Genomic DNA, 24489 nt, shown 5'->3' on the forward strand with positions numbered 1-24489 from the left:
AGCTATTTCGAGATTACTTTTTTGATCTTCTCCTTTTTATTGAACTTTCAATGCTGCTGCTGCGGCTACCGCTTTTCTTTCCCTTGCGTCCGCCAGATCCTGCATCAGATGATCTTCTTTTTCCTCCGGAAGGAGCGTCAGATGAGCGTCTTCGACCTTTGTCGCCTCCTCTTGAAGGTTTGTCAAAGCTGCGTTCTCCTTTGTCTCTTCCTTTATAACCACCGCCTTTACGACCGCCGCCACCGCTGCGTTCTTTTCCGGCACTTTTTTTAGTGATCTCTACATTGATGTGACGCCCCTGGTGCTTAAAGTCCTGGAAGATGCGAAGCACCTCTTCGGCTTTAGAACTGTCTACATTAAAGAATGAAAAGCTGTCTTTTACTTCCACTCGGTTTACATCGTCTCTTCCAAGATCAAGAGTAGCCTTTAAGAAATCTTTCAGGCTCATCCAGTCAAAATCGTCTTTGGCACCTACGTTGATAAAGAATCTTGTGCTGTCGCCTTCATCTTCATAAACTTCAGTAGAACCTTTTGCATTTAAATCCTGCGCATTATTATAGTAGTTGAAGAATCGGGTGAATTCAACCGAAAAGAATTTTTTCAGTAATTCCTCCTTGGTAAGACCTTCAAAAAGTTCGGCTATGCTTGGTAGGTACTTGTCAATCTCGTGGTTGATCTCGGTCTTGCTAATTTCATTGGCAAGGTGAAAGAGCTGTACTTCACAAATCTCCCTTCCGTCAGGGATTTCTTTTCTCTCAAACGACTGACCAATAATACGTTCTATGCCTTTTATCTTACGTACTTCGCTTTTGGAAACGATAACCATAGAAACCCCGCTTTTTCCGGCTCTACCGGTACGGCCACTTCTGTGGGTGTAAGTTTCAATCTCATCGGGAAGCTGATAGTTAATTACGTGCGTGATATCATCAACGTCAATTCCGCGGGCAGCAACATCTGTAGCTACCAGCATCTGGATTTGTCTCCCCCTAAAGCTTTTCATTACCAGGTCACGTTGATTCTGGCTAAGATCGCCGTGAAGGGCTGCAGCGTTATAGCCATCTTCAATTAACTGCTCGGCAACCTTTTGGGTGTCGCGCTTGGTACGGCAAAAAATTACCGAAAAAATATCAGGGTTAGCGTCTGCAAGCCTCTTTAGAGCTGCATAACGGTCACGGGCATTAACAATATAATATTCATGAGAGACATTTGAAGTCCCCATATTCTTGGTTCCTACAGTGATTTCTACCGGAGTGCGCATAAACTTCTTTGCAATGGTAGCAACCTCTTTAGGCATGGTAGCCGAAAATAACCAGGTGCTTTTTTCTGAAGGTGTGTGCGAAAGGATCTCAGTGATATCTTCATAGAATCCCATGTTAAGCATCTCATCGGCTTCATCAAGGATGCAATACTGGATGTTCGAAATGTCTACCAGCCTTCTGTTCACCATATCCTGCATACGGCCGGGAGTGGCAACAATAATTTGTGCACCTTTCTTGATTTGCGCAGCCTGATCTGTAATGCTGGCGCCCCCGTATATAGCTACGGTATTTAGGCCCTTAAAATATTTGGAGTAATTCTTTAATTCGTTGGTAATTTGTAAACACAACTCACGGGTTGGAGAAAGAATAAGGCCCTGTGTCTTTCTACTGTCTACATTGATCTTTTGGATAAGCGGAAAACCAAATGCTGCGGTTTTTCCGGTTCCGGTTTGTGCAAGAGCCACCATATCTGTGTCTTCCTGCAATAAAATTGGGATTGCTTTTTCCTGTACTTCGCTCGGGTTTTCAAAACCCATGTCTTTAATTGCCTGTAACAGGGCATCATTCAATCCTAATAATTCAAAATTATTCATACATATCTAATAAGCGGCAAAGGTAAGGATTAGTTAGCAGCTTATTACATTTATATTTACAGCTTCGTGGAGGCAAGAAAGTCAATGAGTTGTTGGGTTGCGCGTGCACGGTGGCTAATTTCAGATTTTTCTGAAAGATCCATTTCAGCGAATGTAAGCTCTTTTCCTTCGGGTTGAAAGACAGGATCATAGCCAAAACCCTGTGAACCTTTCCTTTCAAAAATGACATTTCCAGGGCAAATTCCGGTGAAGGTGTGAAGCTGCCCCTCAAAATGAAGTGCAATGACCGTTTTGAAGCGGGCGCTGCGATCTTCTTTACTCTGAAGTTCTTTCAGTAGTTTCTCAATATTTGCATCGCTGCTTTTTTCTTCGCCTGCATACCTGGCCGAATAAACCCCCGGCGCCCCGTTCAAAGCTGCAACTTCAAGCCCCGTATCATCGGCAAAGCAGTCATAACCGTATTTTTCCTTCACATAATCGGCTTTTTGAATGGCATTGCCTTCAATAGTAGGAGAAGTTTCAGGAATGTCTTCGCTGCAGCCAATCTCTTCGAGCGAAAGCAGCTCAATTCCTTTTGGCATCAGTGCCTGTATTTCTTTTACTTTGTTTTTATTCTGAGTGGCAAAAACCAGTTTCATAAGCTGTTATTTATGGTGATAGGGTTCGTTTTTAAGAATGGTAAAAGCCCGGTATAGCTGCTCTACAAAGAACAACCTTACCATCTGGTGTGAAAATGTCATTTTTGAGAGGGAGATCTTTCCATCGGCGCGCGAATAGACTTCTTCGGAAAAACCATAAGGGCCGCCAATAACAAAAATGAGTTGCTTCATGCCGCTGTTTAAACGCTTCTGAATATATTCTGAAAAAGCTTCCGAAGAGAATTGTTTTCCGTTTTCATCAAGCAATACCACAACATCTGAAGTAGTCACTTTCTCAAGGATCAATCTACCTTCCGCAGTTTTTTGCTGGTCTACAGAAAGGTTTTTGGTCTTCTTGAGATCGGGGATGATCTCAAATTCAAACTTGTTGTAAAACCCGAGCCTGTTGACATAGGTATCAATGAGGTTTTGCAAAGCCTTATCATCGGTTTTTCCTATTGTCAGCAATTTTATAGTCATGGTAAAATTTAAGTGTTTACTTTGTAACTTTAGCAAAAATAGGTACTCCAATGATTTCAAAAGAACAATTTGAAAAGGAAATTGAATTAATTATTGAAAATGCTTTAAGGGAAGATATAGGAGATGGCGATCACAGTTCCCTGGCCTGTATCCCGGCAGATGCCCGTGGAAGAGCGAAATTACTTGTTAAAGACAGTGGAATCCTTGCGGGAGTTGATTTTGCCCGCCGCGTTTTTGAGAAGGTAGACCCTCAAATAAAAATGGAGGTGTTGATGCAGGATGGCAGCCGTATCAAGCCCGGGGATGTGGTTTTTTACATTGACGGGGCTTCGCAGTCTATTCTCAAAGCCGAGCGGCTTGTGCTCAACGCCATGCAGCGCATGAGTGCCATAGCGACTAAAACCCGCACTTTTGCCGATAAACTTGAAGGTACTCATACCAAAATACTCGACACAAGAAAAACCACGCCCGGGATAAGAGCCCTCGAGAAATGGGCCGTAAAGATTGGCGGGGGAGAAAATCACCGTTTTGCGCTTTACGATATGATCATGTTAAAAGATAATCACATAGATTTTGCGGGAGGCATAGAAACTGCAGTGCTAAAGACTCAGGACTACCTTGCCAGCAATAACCTGAACTTGAAGATCATTGTGGAGGCCAGGGATATCCAGGAGATAAAGCAGATCCTTAGAGCAGGGGGAGTGGATAGAATTTTACTTGACAACTTTAATTACAACGAAACCCGGGAGGCTGTTGCCTTAATTGCAGGGCGTTGTGAAACCGAATCTAGCGGCGGCATCACCCTTGAAACTGCCAGGAAATATGCCGATTGCGGTGTTGATTTTATTTCGAGCGGGGCCCTGACGCATTCTGTCTATAACCTCGATCTCAGCTTAAAAGCTGTGTAGTAAATGAGTAAGGGCGAGAAAACAAGTGCTAAAAAAAAGGAGGGCTTTACCTATTGGTGGACAAGCCGGGCGAAAAAAATAGTCCTGCCCGGGCTTGAAGGCCTGTCTCTTTATGATCTCTACATTATTTTTTATGCGGGTATTGTAAAGGGAACTTTTTCGGCGCGGGCAAGTGCTATTTCTTTCAGTTTCTTTATGGCGCTTTTCCCGTTCCTGCTCTTTATTCTAAACCTGATTCCTTTCATAGATTTTATTGACGACTTCCAACTTGAATTCCTGGCGTTTGTAGACTCCCTGCTTCCGCCTGAAACCAGTGAATTTTTTAATGATATTTTTTACGATATCGCGGCAAGGAAAAGAGGAGGCTTACTATCCGTAGTTTTTTTGCTGTCCATTTTTCTTATGGCAAATGGCGTCAATGCTGTCTTTACCGGTTTTGAATTCTCTTACCACACCAAAAAGAACCGGTCTATAATAAGACAATACTTTATTGCAGTGGGAGTTTCTTTAATTCTGGCGCTATTATTGCTTATTACTGTAGTAGTGTGGGTTTATCTTACCTACCTAACCGAAGATCTTAAAGTGCTGCAGGTAGTAAACGATGCAGTGATTTGGGCAAATTTGGGGAGGTATGTGATCTTCACGACAATGATATATCTGGCCATAGCCATACTTTATTATTTTGGAACCAAAGAAAGTAGGCTAAGCCGTTTCTTTTCGATAGGAGCTTTCTTTTGTACAATTTTTATTTTACTGAATACCTATCTATTTGGGTTGTATATTGAAAACTTTTCAGCTTATAACGAATTATACGGCTCTATTGGAGCATTATTGATCTTAATGTTCTATATATGGATAAATTCTAATATATTGTTGCTGGGTTTTGAACTCAATGCTTCCTTGATGAAGCTGAAAAGGAACAAAAAGTAATCTTTTAACAAACCAGAATCTATGAAAAAACTGCTTTTATTATTAGTAGCTGTAGTGGTATCCTCTACAGCGGTGGCTCAAAAAAAGGTTGGAGGAGTAGTGCTTCCCGCTACTCAAAATTTCCAGGACCACACACTCTACCTTAACGGGGCCGGTGTGAGGGAAAAACTTTGGATAGACCTCTACGCTGCCGCACTTTATCTCGACAAAAAGAACAACAATGCCCAGGAAATATTAAATGCCGATAAGCCTATGGCTATAAGGCTTCACATCGTCTCCAAATTGATTACCAGCGATAAGATGGTAGATGCAGTGACCGAAGGTTTTGAGAATTCTACCGGCGGCAATACTGCCCCTATTAAAAGTGAAATTGATAAACTGCTTGGTTTCTTCAAGGAAGACATTCAGAAAAATGACATTTTTGACCTGGTTTACCTTCCAGGGAAAGGAGTGGTAGCCTACAAGAACGGTAAAGAGCGCGGTGTAGTTACAGGAAAAGAGTTTAAAAAAGCCCTTTTTGGCATCTGGTTATCTAACAGACCAGCCGATGACGGACTTAAAGATGATCTTCTTGCCGCAGAATAATTTTTTCTGATTAAAAAATACCTAATAAACCATTCTTTTCAGGATGGTTTATTTTTGCAGTTAATTCCTCTTATTTTTGCTTAAAACACAAGCCTCAAAAATGCCTTTTTTCATCAATGTTATTTTACCCCTTCCGCTGGAGAAGCATTTTACTTACAGCGTTAGCAAAGACGAGGCGCAATTTCTAAAGCCGGGGATGCGCGTGGCCGTTCCCTTCGGAAAATCAAAAATTTATACGGGAATTGTTTCTGAAGTACATCAAAGACCTCCTGAAGTCTATGAGGCCAAACCCATAGAGCAGATACTCGATAAAACCCCTTTGGTGACAGCGGGCCAGTTGAAATTGTGGAGCTGGGTGGCGTCTTATTATATGTGTTCAGAAGGGGAGGTGCTTCGGGCGGCTTTGCCAGGTCCCTTTCTTTTGGAGAGTGAAACTATAGTGCAGCTTGCAAAAGATGTCGAAATTGATGACGACACGCTGAGTGATGATGAATTTTTGCTGGTGGAAGCCCTGCAAACCAAATCATCTTTAAAGATCAATGAAATTATACAGCTGCTCGATAGAAAGACCGTGCTCCCAATAATTAATTCTTTAGTAGAGAAAAAGCTGGCGGTAGTGAACCAGGAAATATATGAGCAGTACAAGCCTAAAATTGAACGTTTCGTAAAACTTCATGACCGGTATTTAGAGGAGGCAGCCATGCACGAACTGCTCGATGAGCTAAGCAGGGCTCCAAAACAAAGGGAGGTGATTTTTACCCTTTTTGGGATCTCAGCAAAATCGGCTAAGGGAAAATCTTCAGTAAAAGTTGCTGAACTGGCTAAGAAGAGTGGTGCTTCAGCTTCAGTAATAAAATCTCTTATAGACAAAGGTGTTTTAGAAGAGCTAAAAATTGAAATTTCCCGCTTCAGCTTTGATCTCGAAAACCACGGAAAAAACCTGCAGCTTAATGAATATCAGGAAAAGGCTTTACAGGAAATCGAATCTTCTTTTGAATCGCAGGATGTATGTTTGCTCCACGGAATCACTTCCTCCGGAAAAACTGAAATTTATGTAAAACTTATTGAGAAAGCCATTTCTCAGGGAAAACAAGTGTTGTACTTGCTGCCGGAAATAGCCCTTACCGCTCAACTGATTGCCAGGCTTCAGAATTATTTTGGGGAGCAGGTGCTTATTTTTCATAGCAGGTATTCGGTCAATGAGAGGGTAGAGGTGTACCAAAGTGTGCTGCAAAATAAAGAAACAGCACGTATAGTGATTGGGGTGCGCTCAAGTATCTTTCTTCCGTTTCACGATTTAGGTCTTGTGATCGTAGATGAAGAGCATGAATCTACTTTTAAACAATACGACCCTGCGCCACGATATCATGCGCGGGATACCGCTGTGGTACTGGGAAAACTGCAGGGTGCAAAAGTGCTGCTGGGATCGGCCACGCCTTCGCTGGAATCTTACTTCAACGCCGATCATTCTAAATACGGACTGGTGAACCTGGCGCGTCGCTATGGCGATGTACTGCTGCCCGAAATAGAGATCGTGGATGTTAAGGAGAAGCACCGTAAAAAACGCATGACAGGTCATTTTTCGGACAGGCTGCTGGAAGAGATCAAAGAAACCCTGAAGAATAAGGAGCAGGTAATTCTTTTTCAGAATCGCCGGGGCTTTAGTCCAATTTTAGAATGTAACACCTGTGGCCATTCGCCGCAATGTCCTAATTGTGACGTGAGTTTGACCTATCACAGTCATAGCAACCAGTTGCGTTGCCATTATTGCGGTTACCATATGGCTATGCAGCAAAAATGTATGGCCTGTGACAGCCCTGAACTTTCTACCAAAGGCCTGGGGACAGAGCAGGTGGAAACTGAACTGAAGGCACTTTTTCCCGATCATAAAATAGGGAGGATGGATCTTGATACCACCCGTGGAAAGCAGGGGTATGAGAAAATAATTTCGGCTTTTGAAGAAGAAAAGATCGACATCCTGGTGGGGACACAAATGGTGACCAAAGGGCTCGACTTTAGAAATGTGAGGTTGGTGGGCATCATGAATGCCGATACGCTCCTGAACTTCCCCGATTTCAGGGCTCATGAGCGCAGCTTCCAGTTAATGCTGCAGGTGGCAGGCAGGGCAGGAAGAACCCAAAAGCGAGGTCTGGTTCTTATCCAGACTTTTAATCCTCATTATCAAATCGTTCAGCAGGTCTCTACCAATAGTTACCACGAAATGTACAAAGAGCAGCTGGAAGAGCGGCGCAATTATAAGTATCCGCCATTTTACAGGCTTATTAAGATTTCGCTTAAAGGCAGGGATTATTCTAGAGTAAACGAGGGGGCAGACTGGCTTGCCCTTTCCTTGAAAAATACCTTTAGGGAGCATGTTTTAGGACCAGAGTTTCCGCCGGTAGCGAGAATAAGGAACGAGTACTATAAAAATATTCTTGTGAAAATTCCGCAGGGACAGTCTTTATCAAAGACAAAGAAATTAATTGGCAGGATCTTGCAGAGCTTTAAAGCTATAGGGGCTTACAGGGGTGTGAAAACAGTAATTAATGTAGATCCTTATTGATTTGCGGCTAAGGCTTCAATAAGGTTTGATTTTTTATGCCTGCTAAGCGGGATCTGTTGTTTGTCAATCTCAATATTCCTGCTGTTGTAACGCTCAATTTTGTCGAGGTTTACAATGTAGGATTTGTGAATTCTCAGGAATTTATTTGAAGGTAACTGGTTCTCAAAAGACTTCATAGTGGCAAGTACCACGAAATTATCTTTTTCAGTTACAAATTTAACATAGTCTCCAAGTGCTTCTATATATTTCAGCTTATTGAGAAAAACTTTCCGGTTCTTTAAATTGCTTTTTACAAAAATGTAGTTTTCATCTTCTGGCGGGGTGCCATCATGTTTAAGCCTGTAAAGATTTATTGCTTTTGAGGCAGCATTCAGGAACCGGTCTTTAGAGATGGGTTTATGCAGATAATCTACTGCATCATAATCAAAAGCTTTAAATGCGTATTTTGTTTTTCCGGTAACAAAAATAATCTGAGGTTTATTAGGAAGGTCATCCAACAGGTCAAAACCTGAAAGAATGGGCATTTCTATATCAAGAAATATAAGGTCAACTTCGGTATCCAGGAGGCCGTTCTTAGTTTCAATGGCATTGTTATATTCGGCCACAAGCTTGAGATTGGGATGATCTTTAATTAGCTTTACAATAGATAGTCTTTGCAAGCTGGAATCATCAACGACCGCACATTTGAGTATAACTTCTTCCACTTAGTTTTGGTTAACACTTATTATTAGGTTAGTATTAGCAATAATAAATAAAAAATATTATAAAAAAAAGAAAAAGCTCATTTCATCGATTAAAAAAGCAGTTTACCCCCGCAGTTTCTTTTTTGTTATATTAAAGATTAGTGTTACTTTTGCAGCCAATTAAATTTAAAGTAAATTTTTATGAATCATTATGAAACTGTTTTCATCTTGAATCCCGTTTTATCTGATGACCAGATAAAGGAAACAGTTAAGAAATACGAAGATTTTCTTGTTTCTAACGGTGCCGAGATGATATCAAAAGAGAATTGGGGGCTAAAAAAACTAGCTTATCCTATTCAGCACAAGAAAAGTGGATTTTACCACCTTTTCGAATTCACCGCTCCCGGTGAAGCTATTAACCCTCTTGAGGTTGAATTTCGCAGAGATGAGCGTATGATGCGTTACCTAACTGTAAAGTTAGACAAGCACGCTGTAGCCTGGGCTGAAAAGAGAAGAAACAGAAACAAAGAAAAAGCGTAAGGTATGTCATCAATTGAACAACAAGCTAAAGGAAAGAAAGACGGAGAGATAAGATATCTTACTCCTCTTAATATCGAGACCAGCAAGACAAAAAAATACTGTCGTTTTAAAAGATCTGGGATTAAGTATATTGATTACAAAGATCCAGATTTCTTAATGAGTTTTGTAAACGAGCAGGGTAAATTGTTGCCACGTCGTTTAACCGGAACCTCTTTGAAGTATCAAAGAAAAGTGGCTGTAGCCGTTAAGCGTGCACGTCATTTAGCATTAATGCCTTATGTTGGCGATTTACTAAAATAAAAAGGGGCTATTATGGAATTGATATTAAAGAAAGACGTAGAGAAATTAGGATTTAAAGATGATGTTGTATCGGTAAAACCGGGCTACGGCAGAAACTTTTTGATCCCTCAGGGTGCTGCTGTATTGGCAACCCCTTCTGCAAGAAAAGTCCTTGAAGAGACTTTGAAGCAGCGTTCATACAAAGAGAAAAAACAAATTGACGAGGCTAAAGCTCAGGCTGCTAAACTACAGGGCATAGAGATCACTTTAACAGCAAAAGCTGGTGCAGGTGATAAGATCTATGGATCTGTAACCGATGCCGATCTTGCTGCAGCGCTTTCAAAAGAAGGTGTTGATATCGACAAGAAATACATCTCTATTGCAGGTGGTAACATCAAAAGATTAGGTCAGTACGAAGCGACTTTGCGTTTTCACCGTGAAGTAGTTACCAACTACAGCTTTGAAGTTGTAGCTGAAGCACAAGCTTAATTGCTGAACAAATATTATAAAAAGCCTGCTTCTAACGGAGTGGGCTTTTTATTTGGTTAATGGTTAAAATTTCAGAGTTAATAAAAAAAGATCTTAGAAAATTAAACCTTAAACATTAAACCCTCAGAATGAAGTACGCCCGATTAACAAAAGAGCAATTTGAAGAGTTGAGCCAGGAATTTATCAACTTTTTGGCCAGCCAGTCCATAACAGGAGAGGAGTGGACGGAGATAAAAACCAATAAACCTGAAGTGGCAGAACAGGAGCTGGATGTGTTTAGTGACCTGGTGTGGGAAGGAGTACTCAATAAAGCTGAATTCCTGGAGCATTTCTCGCCTAACCAGATCTATTTATTCAAGGTTACCGAACTCACCATAAACCTTATTGCCATAGAGGTAAAGAACGAAGCAGTTGATGTTACTACAAGACATGGATATGCGTGGTTGCAGCAAAACCTGATGGATGATCGTGTTTCCCTTTATACTTCCTCAAAGAATATCAGTGACGACCGCAACAAGGATATTTTTGCGCTTATTCAGCAGGGAGCAGTGATCACAAAAGGAGACCTGTATAACTTCTTTGAAAAACACCTGAACCTTAGTTAAGGGTTAAAGAGTTCGGAGTTCAGAGTTCAGAGTTTATCATAACTCACAACTCATAACTCAAAAACTTAATTTATTCATACCTAAGCGATTCAATAGGATCTTGTTTGGCTGCTTTGGCTGCAGGATAGCTTCCGGCTAAAACAGCAACGATAATAGTGATTGCGGTAGCCCAAATAATAGCCATCCACGGTGTTGTGAAATCAAAGCCAACCGAAGTAGATACTGCCAGGCCAATTAAAATCCCGAGGATAATACCAATAATTCCCCCCATTTGCCCAATGATAAGGGTTTCCATGAAGAATTGAAAAGCAATAGTATTCTTCTTGGCTCCCAAAGCTTTTCGCACCCCAATTTCCCGGGTTCGCTCACTTACCGAAACGAGCATGATGTTCATAAGGGCAATTGAAGATCCAAAAATAGTAATGATAGAGATTACCCACGCAGCAATATTTAGGTATTGGGTGATTGAAAAAATGCGGTTAAGCAGATCGTCACTTTTGGCAATACCAAAATTATTTTCTTCTACTGGATTGAGTCCGCGAACATTTCTAAAGGTAATGATTGCTTCGTCCTGGGCGCCTTCGAGCATCTCCTGGTCTTCCACACGCACACTCACATTGTAGTTAATATTAGAGTTGGTATACATAGACCTGGCTACCTGCAGCGGAATAAGTACCCTAAGATCCTGGTTGTTTCCAAAGGTAGATCCTTTTGACTCCAGCACCCCAATCACTCTGAATTTCACTCCGCGGATGGATATAATTTTATCCAGCGGATTCATGCCTTCAAGGATTCCGTTTTTAACGTCGGCGCCAATAATAGCTACGTTGTTATTGTTCTCAATGTCAAAAATGCTGAAATCCCGGCCTTCTTCCACGCTAAGTCCCGAATTAGAGACATAATTCTCATTTACCCCCAAAACACTGGCTTCCGGATCAGTCTTTTCACTTTCATGCCTAAGCTCTGCCCGCGAGGTTCCGGTAAATGAAATAGACACCTGCGTTTGTGGGAATTCGTAATTGTCCCTGAATTCCTTCACTTCCCGATAACTTATAATCGGGTTTATCTTCTCTCTTTCTCCGCCATTCACCCGTATTTGGGAATCGTAACGTTGCAGGTTGAAAGTATTGGTTCCCATAGAAGCAAAATCGCTGGTTATGGTGTTCTCAAGTGCCGAAACCGCACTTAAAATGCCTACAAGTGCAGTGATCCCAATAGCTATGATCATCACAGTGAGCACAGTTCTTAATACCTGACTTTTAATTGAAAAGAAGGCAATTCGAAAGTTTTCTTTAAAAAGTGGAAACATACAGAAGTTTCAGTTTAGGAGTTAGACGCATTTCGTTGGCTGTTGTTACAAAACACAGCGCAAATCCTTCTTCGGGATTCTTTTTATTTTTCAGATATTTGTGCCTTAAAGAACAAGATCAAAAATGGCCCAAAAACCTTCTATACCCAAAGGAACCCGTGATTTTTCTCCTTCCGAAGTAGCGAAAAGAAATTTTATAATGCAAACAATTCGGGAGCAGTTCGAGAAATTCGGATTTCAGCCTATAGAAACCCCCAGCTTTGAAAACAGTGAGACCTTGATGGGAAAATATGGCGATGAAGGTGACAGGCTCATTTTTAAGATCCTTAATTCAGGAGATTTCCTTAAAAAGGCAAATCAGGAGGCTTTTGACCAAAAAGACAGTCTTAAGATCACCTCTTCTATAAGCGAAAAAGCCTTGCGATACGACCTTACTGTACCTTTCGCCCGTTATGTGGTGCAGCATAGAAATGAGCTTGAGTTTCCCTTTAAACGTTACCAGATTCAGCCGGTGTGGCGGGCAGACAGGCCTCAAAAAGGGCGTTTTAGAGAGTTCTTTCAGTGTGATGCCGATGTGGTGGGCAGTGACAGCCTGTGGCAGGAAGTAGAATTTGTGCAGCTGTATGATGCCGTTTTTTCCGCTTTGGGTCTAAAAGGAGTGACCATAAAAATGAACAACCGCAAGGTGCTTTCAGGTTTTGCTGAAGTCATTGGCGAATCTGATAAACTTATAGATTTCACGGTTGCCTTAGATAAACTTGACAAAATAGGGGAAGATGGCGTAAAGAAGGAAATGCAGGAGAAAGGTATTTCTTCGGAAGCAATTGAAAAGATCCAGAGGGTTTTTGATTTACACGGAAGTTTTTCAGAAAAAATTGAGGTTCTAAAAGACATTTTAGCAACTTCTGAAATTGGCAAAAAAGGAATTGAAGAACTCGAATTCATCAATAATGCCCTTGCCGAACTTGGGCTTTATGAGGCTAATCTCGATCTTGACGTTACCCTTGCCCGCGGCTTAAATTACTATACAGGTGCCATTTTTGAAGTCTCGGCGCCAAAAGGTGTTGCCATGGGTAGCATTGGCGGAGGGGGAAGATACGATGACCTCACAGGGATCTTTGGAATGAGCGGGGTGAGTGGGGTTGGTATTTCTTTTGGGCTTGACCGTATTTACCTCGTGCTCGAAGAACTCGATCTATTTCCTGAAACCGTTGCCGGAAATGTGAGGGCACTGTTCATCAACTTCGGAAACAAAGAGAGCCTGTATTGTCTTAAGGCCATAAAAGCATTGCGCGCTGCCGGAATTGCAGCCGAGCTTTATCCGGAAGAAGCCAAGATGAAGAAGCAGATGAATCATGCCAACAAACGGGAAATTCCATTTGTAGTGCTGGCGGGAACCAAAGAAATAGAAGACGGGCAGTTTACTCTTAAAGACATGACGAGCGGCCAACAATCTACCGTGAACCTGCAAGAGCTAAAAGAGATAATCGGAAATTAGACAAAAAATATCGACTGACTTTTTCCATCTTAAAGTGTAATTCTGAATTTATAGGGTGCCAAAAATGACATTTTTGAGTACCCTTTTTGAAAGGTATTTTGCTTTAACCTTCGACTTCTTCCGGGGAATGCACCTGGTTTTTCTGTTGTAGGGCGCTAAGCTGTTCTGCAAATTCCTGAACCCTTTTCCAGTTGGTATATTCTATGGGTTTTGGTGTTTTGGTGGGGCCACCGGTGAATTTCATAATGGCTTTGATCATTATCCTGTCAAAAAAACTGTATTTTTTGTAATCAAGACTTCCGGCAAATACTGCGGCAAGATTGGGTTTCCAGGGAACTTCCTCCAGGAATTTGATAAAGTATGGATTGGTTTCGGGCGTGTTTTTTTCTTCCTTGCGTGCCACGAGGTTAACCGAGAAAAAAGCAGCATTAAGTTTTTCGAGGTCTTGCTGGTTTTCTGAAATAAATTTTCCTACTTCAGGCCTGTGTTTTCCATACCTGATGCTGGCTCCAATAACGACGGACTTAAAATTAGAAAGTTCCTCTTCAAACAAGTCGAGAGGACAAAGGTAAATGGGGTGATCTTTTTGTTGTAGATATTCCGCCAGGAAGTGACAGATCTTTTTGGTCTGCCCATCTACTGTCGAGTAAAGTAAAGCAATGGGTTTCATAAGCTCAAGAGATAAATTTTTCTCCCGAAAAACTTTAATAAATGAATTTGATTCGGCTGTCAAATTCTTCTTTTAAAGGTACGAAATCCCGCAGTAAATCTTGTTTAAGAAAACCTGGATTATAAAAGAATTTTCTTCGGAAGAAGAAAAAGATTTTCTCTAAGAATTGCTCCCATTCAGCATCATGTAAGATGCCGGCTTCAGAAATCTTTGAACCTGATGATATGTAGGAAAATTTGAAAGTTACTTACTCAGTTTTTCCATTTCTTCTGCTGAAAGCTGCAGGTTTACTGCTTCCTCAAAAGCCTTTAAGTGACTTTCCCGGGTGGCACTTGCAATGGGTGCGGTTACTGCCGGGCGTTGCATTAGCCATCGAAGGGCCACCGCTGCATTAGAAACTCCGTGGTTGTTAGAAATTTCGTCAAGAACCTTTAGTTTGCCAAGGCCTTCTTCATTGAAGTATTTTTTCACCATTTCTTCGCGTGCACCCTGCAGATCCTCTTTTTTACGGTATTTCCCGGTGAGGAAGCCGCTGGCGAGCGAAAAATAAGTGATTACGCCCAGCTCATTCTTTTCTGCAATGGGCTTGTATTCTTCTTCAAATTTGGCTTTTTCAACAAGGCTGTATTCGGGCTGCAGGACTTCATATTTTGGAAGTTCGCTGTCCCCGGCTTTTTCTAAGGAAGTTGAGATCCTTTGAGGAGAGAGGTTTGAAGCACCTATATGTCTCACTTTGCCCTGTTCAATAAGCTGTTCGTAAGCCCGAAGCGTTTCTTCTACGGGTGTATTTTCATTGTCCCAATGTGTGAAGTAGAGATCAATATGGTCTGTTTGCAGGCGTTGTAGAGAATCTTCGGCTGCTTTGATAATGTAATCTCTGGAAACGTCTCTTCCTTCTTTCCCGGGATTTGAGCCTACCTTAGTTGCAATAATAAGGTCTTCCCGGTTACCTCTTTCTTTAAGCCAGTTGCCAATTATGGTTTCGCTTTCACCGCCCTTATTTCCGGGTGCCCAGTGAGAATAAGAGTCGGCAGTGTCTATAGTAGTGAAGCCTTTTTCAAAGAGCTGGTCAAGAATTTTGAAGGATTCTTTTTCATCAAGCGTCCAGCCAAAGACGTTTCCGCCAAAGACTATGGGTGAAATTTCTAAATTGGTGTTTCCGAGTTTCTTTTTCTGCATGAGCTGGGTTTTCTTCAAAATTAAGGATGAAAATTGTGAGAGGAAAATTTATTACTGAAAGAAAAAGGGAGCTCAAAAATGGCATTTTTGAGATTCCGTCTGCTGTTGTTTTCCTTCGTCTTATTACTGAAAACTGATTTTTTCCGAAGTAAACTTCAGAAATTATTTTCCGTCGTCTTGGGGTGGAGCGATTGCTTCGGCCTCTTCTTCAAGCACGAGTAAATAACGATCAAACTGTGGTTTTGTAAGTATATCCCTAATTTCCCGGGTCTCCAGTATCTTCAGGTTCTTAAGTCGGTCAAGCCTTTCTTCTTCCGAAATATTGTCCTTCCACAGTTTTTCGCGTTTAATATCGAATTCCACAAACTTCTTTTCCATGAGTAAAGCCTGCTTAGCCCTCAAAGAGAGTTCTCTTTCCCATTTTTGCACTCTCTCCTTTGCCGCCATTTCCAATTGCGGATTATTTGATTTCTGAGTAAGGTCCTGTGCAGTAGCTATACTACTGAAGATTACAATAAAGCTGAGGCTTAATACCAGCCGGAGGATTTTTATATGTTTCATGATCTGTATGATTTTATTTTTTTACTGAAATACTTCTTCAAAATGACATTTTGCAGCATTTTTCAAGGAACTTTTAAGCTGGGCTATTTCAGGTAGTTTTTCTCCCGAATGATCACCGAATCAAGGGCTTCTTTTAAATAAGTAAGGGCAAGATCTTTTTGATCGGTCTCATTTTCCTGAACTTTCTGGTTCCTGATGTCCATAAGAATATCGAAACTCTTAGCTGTCCAGTTGATCTCCTGCTGGTCATCAACTTCACTTAATTGGCTGGTGGTCCTGTCGAGAAGCTGCATAAGTTTATTGGTGAAATTCTCATCACCGGCCTGAAGCTTCTCAACTTCAGTTCTTACTTGTTCAAGCTCTTTAATCTTTACATCCATTGTGTTCAATTCTCATTCGGTCATTCCCTGTTTTACCATTCAAAAAAGGTGTTTCTGAATAAAATTCCTGGGGGTTAAAAATTCATTTCCGTTTAAATTTACCCGCTACAATGGCCGATTGCAAGAAGTTTAAGAAAGAATTAGGGGAAAATAATATTCAATTAACAGGCAGAGGCGGGGGCGATGATTTACTCTTTAATTAAATGATATTTAAGTAGTTAATAAAATGCAAAATCATGATTATAACACAAATCCTTTTCTAGCTTAGCTTCCCTGGTCACAGTTTTTTTAAATTATAGTACGGTTGGGAGCGGATGTTAAAAGAGGGATAGATTTTTAAGAAAAATGAAAAGGAGCAGACTAAAAATTAGATTTTATGAGTAGAGGGTTGACGATTGGGGTGAAAGTATTTATGCTCGTGTTAGGTCTCTACTTCTTTTTCCTGGGACTGGCAGCTGCGAAGGGTTTTCTGGCTCCTCTTATTCTTGCTTTGGTGCTGGCATTAGTGGTACTTCCTGCCACCCGGAAATTGGAACAAATTATTCACCACAGAGGGATCTCTTCTATGCTTGGTACCCTGCTTATCTTTATTTTTTCGCTGGCTTTTTTAGTTCTCTGTTCTATGCAGGTACAGAGTTTTTTTAATGAGTGGGCCGTAATAAAGCAGGCAATGGCGCCCGAGATTGAAAGTTTTAAGAGCTTCCTGTTTGAGCATACTCCCCTTTTTCTTTCCAAACCGTGGTTTGTTGTACCAGCAATGGGGAAATGAGTCCTGCTACCCCAAGTATAAAAAAGAGGTTGAAGTTGTTGCTTCCTATCACATTGCCAAACACAATATCATCATGACCCTGATACGCCGCAACCACGTTCACCACAAGTTCGGGTGCCGAAGTGCCAAAAGCAACAATGGTGAGGCCTATGGCAAGATCGGAAACATTTTTTTGCGGGCAAAGGCAGAAGAGTTCTCCACAAGCCAGTCTGCGCCTTTGATCAATAACAGAAGTCCGGCAATCAATAATAAAAACTGTAGTATCATTAATATTTAAAATTAAGTTAGCTCCTAAAAAGTTAGCAGAAAGAGAAGAGAACCTTCTCAAAAGTTCTCTTCTCCTGAATGCGTTATGCCGCAGAATTAATTGTTGGACGAAATACAAACATCGAATTAATGATTGCATTCCATTTCTCCGCATTTTTTAGTTCATAGTCCTGCGCGTAACTTTCTTCACAGTCGTAGAGGCTTAAAATTTGTTCACAACCATTATGAAATTGTAATCTCAGCTCAAGCTTTTGTAGTATATCTTCTGTCCGTTGGTCGACTTTTACGGTCTGCACATGTTTAAGAATTTCAGATTTTGTGACTTCCCTGAGATCTATGATTTCTGCCAATATTCCTGATTTCCTTTTTTGAACGAACAGGATTTTAGCACTTTTTCTATCCAGCCCCATGATGTTGTTATTCCATATAGTTTTTTCGTCGAAGCTTAACTGATGTCTTTTCGCCTCTTCGGAAAATTTATCCTTTAGTTTTTTTACTTCCTTTCTTCCAATCAATATAAACAGGAGGTAAGGGACAAATATTACTGCCACAAGGGCAAGATCTACAATGATGATATCTAGTTTCATTTTCTTTATTTTTTAAAATTCAGGTATTGATTTAGAGTGTCTGCCAGTTGGTAACACTGTAAAGGCTGAAGGTTTCCTTCCGTAAAGCTGAAGCTTAAATTTTAAAGAAAAACATGGAAAGGAAAAATGACCTTTTTTAGACCCAGTCCCGGAAAAATATAGCGGGAGCGTTTAATATAACTTAGGGAGGTTACAGTGTGATTGTGAATGCGGGCATCAAAATCTTCAGCAACTCCAAATCCCACAATTACAAAAACCGGGTTCTTATGGTTTGGCAGGATTGACTCAAAAAGATCGTCTACCTGCTCTTCAAAGGAGTCTTCTAAAACTTCCTGCGGAATGTTTTTTTCCTCCGGAATAAGATCTTCCCAATTGGCAGAAAAAAGGCTGTTACTACTACTTAAAAGCAGAAGGAGCAGGAAAATCCTATGGTTGACGATAAATAGGGTTTTGATCATTTTCAGGATCAAATGTACTGTTTAGTTCTGTTAAAAAAACATCAGATAAATAAAATATCGCGACAGATGAAGAGGATTTCGTAGTTCTGTAATGAGAGATGCGAAATGACCTGTTCAGAAGGAAAGAAGAATATAAGTTATTCCGGATTATAGTTGTAGATGGGGATATAGTGTGAAAACATAAAATACCAATAGCCTTATAATGAGCTTATTGGGATTTTATTTAGTGACCTCGATATAAAGCTCCCGGACCACTTGATTATTACTCCGGAAGGCAAGTACTTTTCATTTGCTGATGAAGGACTCTTATAAAAACCGAATATTAAAAAAGCCGGAAATGATTTGGCTTTTTCTGTGTAGGAAATTTTTGACGGCTCCAGATGGTCATTCCCTCTTAAGGAGCAGTAATTTAATTAACTGGTAAAAAGGAAAGCAAGAAGATAATACGCTAAAGCGGTGTTATTTAATTAAATATTATGTATAATCCTGATATTCAATTATTTATATTCACTGTGTTATGTATTCTTATACAGGATTTTAGAGTAGTGGGTACAGTATAATTTTGTGATCCCTTGTCTGCACTGCTTTCAATTAATTAAAACCTAATTATTCAGAAATTCAGATATTTTTTATGGTAGATAATTTTGCAAAATAAATCTGAGGATTGTGTCTCAATTATTATCAAGGTTCTCTAACTTCCGAAATTCCATGATCTTAAACCTTTCAAGCTTGGGTATTATAGAAGTGGGAGTTATAATAGAGTAAATTTACTCCGTTCATTGCTGTAGAGATGTCAGGATGAATTTCATTATATTTTCTATACTGGAAATTATAATAACCCCCCACTTTCAAGAGCTAAACTCATTCTTTCATGTTCCCTCCAAAACCTCCTTTTGATCTTTGCCACGGTTATTTTAAACTCCGGATTATTTTTTAAGTTCTTAAATAAGGGATCCTGTTCGATCATGAGAAACCAATAAGGATAATTGTCAGTACCCGAAAATATTTTAAGCTGCTCTATTGCCTCTTCCTTTTTCCCTTCATAAGCAAATTTCACAGCAAGATTTGCATTTCTGTAAACCGACTGATCCTTTTCACAATATTCTGAAAAGGATTTAAAATATTTTTTTGCTTCTTCTTTTTGCCCCACCTTCTCATATACCATTGCGATTTTAGCATCTTCCTGCTTATAAATATCCAGTCCTCTCTTTTCTCTACCCTCAACAAATTTTTGAAAATAATAATAAGCACTATCATAATCTTCTTTCAAATAAAACATTTTGGCTAGATCCTGTAAAATATCCAGACGGGTGGTATCCTTTTTCCATTCCCTGTTCAACAGTTTTTGAGTGCGGTTCACATTTCCATCTTTAGCAAAAAGTGTAAATGCCTTTAAGTGAGGTGCATAATAATTTGTTGGGTTGTAATCAAGGGACATATTTGTATATTTTAAGGCTTCATCTATGAATCCGCTTGAAACAAGAGCATTACTAAGCTGCACATACGCATAGCTTTTAGTGACGGAATCATTACCCATCGCGTCTATCTGAGTGCCCCTTAAGGCATATTGCAGGTATTTCTCAGTATTTGGAGTTAACCGAAAATAGAAGTCAGCAAGCATCTGGATGGCAAGGGAGGAATTTGGGTTATACTCCAATGCTTTTTCAAGATATGGAAGTGCTAGGGTATATTCCCCGGTTTGAATGTAATAAAAGGCTTTTGCCGTTAGACTCTCAGCCGATTTAGAATCATACAGCAAAGCTTTGTCGGAGTAACTATTGATTTCTTCGGTATACTGTTTCTCGGTTTGAAACATTTCGAGCAGGTAGTAAGATATTGCAACATTAGCATAAGCAAGGGCAAACTCCTGATCTTCATCTATAGCCTTTTTAAAAAGATCAATTGCTTCTTCAAGACCTTCCCTCGTCCTGGATGAAAAAGGATCCAGCCCCTGAAGGTAATAATCATATGCCAGCATGTTTTCTGTAGGCTGCTTTTGGATCTGCCTGAGTTCGGCCGGGGTAACAATTGCTTTAACAGATTTGGCAATTTTTGTCGCTACTTCGTTTTGAATGGCAAATATATCTACAACTTCACGGTTATATTGCTCTGCCCAAAGATGTTTGTCCCCGGAAGCATCAATGAGCTGAATATTTAGTAAAACCTGATCCCCAACTTTTTGCCCGCTTCCTTCAACCAGATAACTCACATTAAGTTCCTGGGCTATTTCGGGAATTGTCTTGACACTGTTCCTGTATTTTTCAACAGAAGATCTACTAAGTACCCGCAGGTTTTTGATCTTTTGTAGATTGTTCAATGTAGATTCCATCAGCCCGTTAACAAAGTACAGGTTTGAAGAATCACTGCTCTCATTCTTGAATGGCAAAACTGCAATAGATTTTTCTGGCTGCAAGTTCTGCTCTTGCTCCAGGGGCCGGTCAAAAAAAATCAGGAAGGAAATACCTGTAACTACTAAAGCTGAAATTGCAAGTATCAGAATGGGTTTGGAAAATAACCGGGACTTTCTGGCTGAAGTTTCGAAAGCTTCCTCCACTTGTTCTTCGGGTTTCGGTGTTCCCACCTCTTGTTTTCCTGCTTCTCCGGGTGGATAGCCGTATTGTTCCCTAAAACACTTGATAAAATATGAGGAACTGCCAAAACCAACTTTATACGAAATCTCCGAAACCGTCAGGGAGGTGTCCTTCAGCATATCCATAGCCATTTCTAGCCGTACCTTACGAATGAACTGACTTGCAGATAAATTTGTAGCAGACTTTACTTTTCTTAGCAAATTAGAGCGGCTTATATGTAATTCTTCCGCCAGTTCAGAGACTCCAAAACGCTCGTTAGAAACATTCTTTACGATCATTTCGGTCGCCTTGTCAAGAAAATCTACTCTGTCTTTTTTATTAGCTGACATTGCATTAAATAATAGGGTTAAATTAATGAAAAAATATCTAACTTCCTTTTCGCTTTATTTCTTCACAAGGGTACACCTTAAACCCGAATTGACTCATAATTTATACTTCTGCATCATAATTTATATCTCTCTTTTAAAACTTTATGCATTTAGCCTCAACCCTGGTATATCTTCCAAGAGGTATGTAAGCATCTTTGTACCAAGCAAAATTTAATAATCAAAATCTAAAATTTTAAATTATGAAAGCAATTAAAGTAAATGTGGTAAGAAGTTTATTGAGTCTGGTAATGATAATGGTTCTATTCCCTGCCTGTAGCCAAAACAAGAAGAAGGATACTCAACAATTTGTAGTTGAGAAACCGCAAATGGATATTCATGCCGCAGTTATGTCTAATAGCATTGAAGTGGTTAGGCAACATATTGAAAGCGGAACCGATATCAATACAAAAGATAAGTTTAGCGGTTCCACTCCACTAAACACTGCGGCAGCATTTGGGAAAACCAGAATTGCCAGGGAGCTTATCGATGCTGGTGCCGATCTTTCATTAAAGAACAACGACGGTTCTACTCCCCTGCACACAGCTGCCTTCTTTGGCCGCGTGGAAATTGTACAACTGTTAATAGATGCCCACGCAGATAAGACGTTGCTGAATAATTTTGGTGCCACTCCCAGAGAAACCGTGTCGGAACCATTTTCAGAAATTGAACCTGTTTATGAAATAATACAACAACAGATGGCCCCTTTAGGCCTGCAATTGAACATGGAACAAATTCAAAAAAATCGCCCTGTTATTGCCATGATGTTACAGTAATTACCCTTTAATTTAAAGAAAAATGAAAACACAAAGAAGATACGATATAGACTGGTTGCGGGTGATTGCGATAGGACTGCTTTTAATCTATCATATTGCGATTGTTTTTCAGCCCTGGGCAATGTTCATTGGTTTTATAAGAAGTGAAGAATTGATGGAAAGCTTATGGAAGCCCATGAGCATGCTTAACATATGGCGTATTCCGTTATTGTTTTATGTTTCTGGTATGGGAGTGTATTTTGCAGTGCAGAAACGCAACTGGAAAGAACTTTTACTGGAGCGGAGTAAGCGAATTCTTTTACCCTATATTTTTGGAGTTATTGCCATTGTTCCATTGCATTTTCTCATTTTTCAGAAGTACTATCATCTTCCTCTGGGATACTATGCCCATCAGGGTCATTTATGGTTTCTTGCCAATATTTTCGTTTATATACTCATTTTTTTTCCGTTGTTTTTTTATCTGAAGAAAATAAGGGACAGCAGGTTTGTAAGAAAAATTTCTTCCTGGATGAGGTATCCGGCAGGGCCACTTTCCGCAACCATATTTTTTGCGCTGGAAGTTCTTTTAGTAAAGCCACAGGTATTTGAAATGTACGCGGAGACCTGGCACGGCTTCTTTCTTGGAATGATTGCCTTCTTTTTTGGTTTCTTTTTCATATTCATTGGAGAAACCTTCTGGCAAACCGTGTTTAAGTGGAAATGGCTATATCTGGGTCTTGCCCTCACTCTTTGCTTAGTCCGTTTTACTCTATTCAATTTAGTGCCCCCAGCCTATTTATTGGCCCTGGAATCTAATTGCTGGATCTTTGCCATTTTTGGGCTTGGATTTAAATATCTCAACAAGCCCGGTCACACATTAACATACCTTAGCCAGGCAGCTTATCCCGTTTATATCATTCACATGTTCGTGTTGTATGCGGCTTCAATGATCATCCTGCCGTTTGATCTCCCGGTCTTCCTGAAATTTGTCACCATAGTCGCATTTACAGGAATAGGCTGCTTTGTTATTTACGAATTTGGGATTAGAAGGATTTATTTTCTTCGTCCGTTTTTTGGACTTAAATGGAAATCTAAAGCGGGCAGGAATTTAGGAATTGATAAAAAAATTAAAAAGAAAGAGATTTTAGAAATCCCGGTAAGGAACTCATAAAGAAGACTAAGTAATGGAATATCGACAAACTGAAATAACAAAAAAATGGGGTTATAATGTGATATTTTATGTAATGCTGCTCATTGTTACAACCGGCTCTACGTTGCTTGGTCTTGGGAAATTATTTGAAAAAAACCTGGTCTGGGACACTAATTGGGTGGGGAGTAGGAATGATAGTTACGGCGACCATATTACTTAAATTTATAGGCTTGTTAATAGAAAGAAGAATTAAGCATTGAGAAACAAAATCATTGAAGATTCAGTGTGCGGAAACCCTGTTTCTAATCAATCAAAATAAATGATTTATCGTTAAACAGGATATTATGAAATCACAAAAATTAAAAAACATGTTTAGAATATTATTAATTATTGCAAGTATCTCCTCATTATACTTTGTCCCATGGATAGTAATTAAGGCTTGGATTATGCCATTGCCCGATACAGTTCAGGAACAGGTTGATGATGCAATTGGATACGGGTTTGACGGCATGATCGTCTATGTAAATCAAAATGGAGAAAAGCCTGCCTATTATGCTGCAGGCTACAAAAACAGGGAAAACAAAATTCCTGCCGATCCTCAGTCACTGTTCAAAATTGCCAGTGTAAGTAAATTATATACTGCTGTGGCTATTGCAAAATTAGCTAACAATGGAAGTCTGGCTTTGGACAATACTCTTGCTGATTATTTTCCTGAACTTGTGGGAAGGGTAGAGAATGCCGATAAAATTACCGTGCGAATGATGGTGCAGCATCGAAGTGGTATTCCCAATTATACCGACACCAAGAATTACTGGGTTCATCCAAAAAAAAGTGAAAATGAACAGTTGGCTTTAGTTCTTGATCAACCCGCAGACTTTGAGCCGGGGAAAAATTATAAATACAGTAATACAAATTATTTACTCCTGAGTAAACTTATAGAAAAAGTAACAGGTGAGAACCAGTTTCAGTATATCCAGGAGGTGATTTTAGATCCTCTTGACCTCAAAAATACTTATGGATCTATCGAAGATGTAAATTTGGATGATGTCATGAGTGGGTACTATGTGGGCTACGAATATGATTTAAAAGCAGACAATAATGATGCAATGCTTGCTACAGCAGAGGATTTGGGAAAGTTTATTAGAGCTTTAAATGATGGCTCTGTATTTAAGAATAAAAGAGAGCAGGAAATTTATTCTTCAATCTATGAATATGAACATACAGGCCTTATCCCTGGATATCAAACAATTGCTAAATATCATAAAGACATAGACACAATTGTCATTCAATTTACGAATACCACCAATTTTGACGGATATAACTGGAATTTATCAGAGATTTTTTATAGCCGAATTGTAAAAATTCTAAGAAAGAAAGTAAAACATCCAAAATAATACA

The 24489-nt window shown here is 39.9% G+C and carries 27 protein-coding genes; 14 read left to right on the plus strand and 13 right to left on the minus strand.

Translation table 11 applies throughout. The features are described 5' to 3' along the window. Positions 1-13 precede the first annotated feature (13 nt). From V5739_RS12050 to rlmH, 3 genes are read right to left on the minus strand one after another with little or no spacing between them, the layout of a single operon-like run. A complete protein-coding gene (locus tag V5739_RS12050) occupies positions 14-1852 on the minus strand; it encodes a DEAD/DEAH box helicase (protein WP_423818353.1) in 1839 nt (612 codons plus the stop codon). A 56-nt stretch (positions 1853-1908) separates the two neighbouring features. Next, complete coding sequence (locus V5739_RS12055; RefSeq protein ID WP_423818354.1) at positions 1909-2490, minus strand: non-canonical purine NTP diphosphatase; 582 nt, start codon at positions 2488-2490, stop codon at positions 1909-1911. Between the two features lie 6 nt (positions 2491-2496). Next, on the minus strand, positions 2497-2970 hold the full coding sequence (gene rlmH / locus V5739_RS12060) for a 23S rRNA (pseudouridine(1915)-N(3))-methyltransferase RlmH (RefSeq protein WP_266067722.1): 474 nt from the start codon (positions 2968-2970) through the stop codon (positions 2497-2499). A 50-nt stretch (positions 2971-3020) separates the two neighbouring features. Between rlmH and nadC the strand changes: the two genes are divergently transcribed. The 4 genes from nadC to priA all read left to right on the plus strand — a co-directional run bounded on the left by nadC (position 3021) and on the right by priA (position 7956). Further along, positions 3021-3878 carry a carboxylating nicotinate-nucleotide diphosphorylase gene (nadC, locus tag V5739_RS12065; protein ID WP_423818355.1) on the plus strand — a complete coding sequence of 286 codons (858 nt, stop codon included), beginning with the start codon at positions 3021-3023 and terminating at the stop codon, positions 3876-3878. 3 nt (positions 3879-3881) lie between these two features. After that, complete coding sequence (locus tag V5739_RS12070; protein WP_423818356.1) at positions 3882-4808, plus strand: YihY/virulence factor BrkB family protein; 927 nt, start codon at positions 3882-3884, stop codon at positions 4806-4808. A gap of 21 nt (positions 4809-4829) precedes the next feature. Next, a complete protein-coding gene (locus V5739_RS12075) occupies positions 4830-5393 on the plus strand; it encodes a chalcone isomerase family protein (protein ID WP_423818357.1) in 564 nt (187 codons plus the stop codon). Between the two features lie 100 nt (positions 5394-5493). Further along, positions 5494-7956: a replication restart helicase PriA gene (priA, locus tag V5739_RS12080; protein ID WP_423818358.1), complete on the plus strand. Its 2463-nt coding sequence runs from the start codon at positions 5494-5496 to the stop codon at positions 7954-7956. Here the strand turns inward: priA and V5739_RS12085 are convergent. Then, positions 7950-8660, minus strand: a complete 711-nt coding sequence (locus V5739_RS12085) for a LytR/AlgR family response regulator transcription factor (protein WP_266067717.1) — start codon at positions 8658-8660, stop codon at positions 7950-7952. The genes priA and V5739_RS12085 overlap by 7 nt on opposite strands. 180 nt (positions 8661-8840) lie before the next feature. Here V5739_RS12085 and rpsF point away from each other — a divergent pair, with 180 nt between their 5' ends. The 4 genes from rpsF (at position 8841) to V5739_RS12105 (ending at position 10552) form a co-directional block, all read left to right on the plus strand. After that, the gene (rpsF, locus tag V5739_RS12090) at positions 8841-9179 is read left to right on the plus strand and encodes a 30S ribosomal protein S6 (RefSeq protein ID WP_029036470.1); all 339 of its coding nucleotides are present in this window, start codon (positions 8841-8843) and stop codon (positions 9177-9179) included. A gap of 3 nt (positions 9180-9182) precedes the next feature. Continuing rightward, entirely contained in the window at positions 9183-9479 is a 297-nt protein-coding gene (rpsR, locus tag V5739_RS12095; protein WP_037324607.1) for a 30S ribosomal protein S18, read from the plus strand. A gap of 12 nt (positions 9480-9491) precedes the next feature. Further along, positions 9492-9947, plus strand: coding sequence for a 50S ribosomal protein L9 (gene rplI, locus V5739_RS12100; RefSeq protein WP_266067716.1), 456 nt, complete (start codon positions 9492-9494; stop codon positions 9945-9947). A 128-nt stretch (positions 9948-10075) separates the two neighbouring features. Further along, positions 10076-10552 carry a DUF6495 family protein gene (locus tag V5739_RS12105; protein ID WP_423818359.1) on the plus strand — a complete coding sequence of 159 codons (477 nt, stop codon included), beginning with the start codon at positions 10076-10078 and terminating at the stop codon, positions 10550-10552. A 70-nt stretch (positions 10553-10622) separates the two neighbouring features. Here V5739_RS12105 and V5739_RS12110 read toward each other — a convergent pair whose 3' ends face one another. Beyond that, entirely contained in the window at positions 10623-11861 is a 1239-nt protein-coding gene (locus V5739_RS12110; RefSeq protein WP_345597648.1) for an ABC transporter permease, read from the minus strand. 124 nt (positions 11862-11985) lie between these two features. Here V5739_RS12110 and hisS point away from each other — a divergent pair, with 124 nt between their 5' ends. Next, entirely contained in the window at positions 11986-13359 is a 1374-nt protein-coding gene (gene hisS, locus V5739_RS12115) for a histidine--tRNA ligase (RefSeq protein WP_423818360.1), read from the plus strand. A gap of 103 nt (positions 13360-13462) precedes the next feature. Here the strand turns inward: hisS and hemG are convergent, their stop codons facing one another. The 4 genes from hemG to V5739_RS12135 form a co-directional block, all read right to left on the minus strand. Next, complete coding sequence (hemG, locus tag V5739_RS12120) at positions 13463-14029, minus strand: menaquinone-dependent protoporphyrinogen IX dehydrogenase (protein WP_423818361.1); 567 nt, start codon at positions 14027-14029, stop codon at positions 13463-13465. Between the two features lie 243 nt (positions 14030-14272). After that, entirely contained in the window at positions 14273-15208 is a 936-nt protein-coding gene (locus V5739_RS12125) for an aldo/keto reductase (protein WP_423818362.1), read from the minus strand. A gap of 162 nt (positions 15209-15370) precedes the next feature. Continuing rightward, entirely contained in the window at positions 15371-15769 is a 399-nt protein-coding gene (locus V5739_RS12130) for a hypothetical protein (protein ID WP_423818363.1), read from the minus strand. Between the two features lie 83 nt (positions 15770-15852). Then, positions 15853-16149, minus strand: coding sequence for a hypothetical protein (locus V5739_RS12135; protein WP_423818364.1), 297 nt, complete (start codon positions 16147-16149; stop codon positions 15853-15855). 376 nt (positions 16150-16525) lie between these two features. Here V5739_RS12135 and V5739_RS12140 point away from each other — a divergent pair, with 376 nt between their 5' ends. Further along, the gene (locus V5739_RS12140; RefSeq protein WP_423818365.1) at positions 16526-16918 is read left to right on the plus strand and encodes a hypothetical protein; all 393 of its coding nucleotides are present in this window, start codon (positions 16526-16528) and stop codon (positions 16916-16918) included. On the opposite strand, the gene V5739_RS12145 is transcribed toward V5739_RS12140, so the two are convergent. The 4 genes from V5739_RS12145 to V5739_RS12160 form a co-directional block, all read right to left on the minus strand. Next, positions 16842-17246, minus strand: coding sequence for a sodium:calcium antiporter (locus V5739_RS12145; RefSeq protein WP_423818366.1), 405 nt, complete (start codon positions 17244-17246; stop codon positions 16842-16844). The two genes, V5739_RS12140 and V5739_RS12145, sit on opposite strands and share 77 nt — an antisense overlap. Before the next feature lie 22 nt (positions 17247-17268). Then, entirely contained in the window at positions 17269-17772 is a 504-nt protein-coding gene (locus V5739_RS12150) for a hypothetical protein (RefSeq protein ID WP_423818367.1), read from the minus strand. Positions 17773-17873: 101 nt separating this feature from the next. Further along, the gene (locus V5739_RS12155; RefSeq protein WP_345597659.1) at positions 17874-18230 is read right to left on the minus strand and encodes a hypothetical protein; all 357 of its coding nucleotides are present in this window, start codon (positions 18228-18230) and stop codon (positions 17874-17876) included. Between the two features lie 829 nt (positions 18231-19059). Further along, positions 19060-21150: a helix-turn-helix domain-containing protein gene (locus V5739_RS12160; protein ID WP_423818368.1), complete on the minus strand. Its 2091-nt coding sequence runs from the start codon at positions 21148-21150 to the stop codon at positions 19060-19062. Positions 21151-21389: 239 nt separating this feature from the next. Between V5739_RS12160 and V5739_RS12165 the strand changes: the two genes are divergently transcribed. The 4 genes from V5739_RS12165 (at position 21390) to V5739_RS12180 (ending at position 24485) form a co-directional block, all read left to right on the plus strand. Then, positions 21390-21962, plus strand: a complete 573-nt coding sequence (locus V5739_RS12165) for an ankyrin repeat domain-containing protein (RefSeq protein WP_423818369.1) — start codon at positions 21390-21392, stop codon at positions 21960-21962. Positions 21963-21984: 22 nt separating this feature from the next. Beyond that, positions 21985-23112 carry an acyltransferase family protein gene (locus V5739_RS12170; RefSeq protein WP_423818370.1) on the plus strand — a complete coding sequence of 376 codons (1128 nt, stop codon included), beginning with the start codon at positions 21985-21987 and terminating at the stop codon, positions 23110-23112. Between the two features lie 13 nt (positions 23113-23125). Beyond that, on the plus strand, positions 23126-23311 hold the full coding sequence (locus V5739_RS12175; protein WP_423818371.1) for a hypothetical protein: 186 nt from the start codon (positions 23126-23128) through the stop codon (positions 23309-23311). A 148-nt stretch (positions 23312-23459) separates the two neighbouring features. Continuing rightward, complete coding sequence (locus V5739_RS12180; protein WP_423818372.1) at positions 23460-24485, plus strand: serine hydrolase domain-containing protein; 1026 nt, start codon at positions 23460-23462, stop codon at positions 24483-24485. The last annotated feature ends 4 nt before the right edge of the window (positions 24486-24489 follow it).

This window comes from Salinimicrobium sp. TIG7-5_MAKvit (genome assembly GCF_049569215.1).
GTDB lineage: Bacteria > Bacteroidota > Bacteroidia > Flavobacteriales > Flavobacteriaceae > Salinimicrobium > Salinimicrobium profundisediminis.